The following is a 446-nucleotide window of genomic DNA, read 5'->3' as shown; positions in this document are numbered from 1 at the left end:
AGGTAAACCGTGAGATGTCTATTGAAGGCTGGAAACAAGGCCTAGCGCTTTCAGAAGAAAAAGGCCCTGCGCCAATCATGGAAGAGACCTTCATCGTTGATGAGGAGATGCTTCTTAAACGCCCTGAAATGAGAGCTGAAGGCTACCAGGTTGGCGATGAAGTAAAAGGTAAAGTACTTCACGCAAAATACAGCCGTTACATGCAGAAAGTTGGTGAGCATGAGCCGGAACTAATCGAAAAATTAGCCGAACAAGGTGCTCGTTTTACTCACCACACTTCTATCGCACCAACGGGTACCATTTCGCTTTCACTTGCCAATAACGCAAGTAATGGTATTGAGCCTAGTTTTGCTCATCACTATTCACGAAACATTATTCGTGAAGGCAAGAAGACGAAAGAAAAAGTAGACGTATTCTCATACGAGCTTCTCGCTTACCGTCATTTC

1 pseudogene is annotated in these 446 nt (G+C 44.4%); it reads left to right on the top strand.

From position 1 onward, the window contains the following. Positions 1-446: pseudogene (locus A3729_RS10555) on the top strand (ribonucleoside-diphosphate reductase, adenosylcobalamin-dependent); the annotation flags it as partial.

It is taken from the genome of Oleiphilus sp. HI0043, from assembly GCF_001634935.1.
The sequence above is the reverse complement of the archived record's forward strand: the minus strand, read 5'-3'. Positions and strand labels throughout refer to the sequence as shown.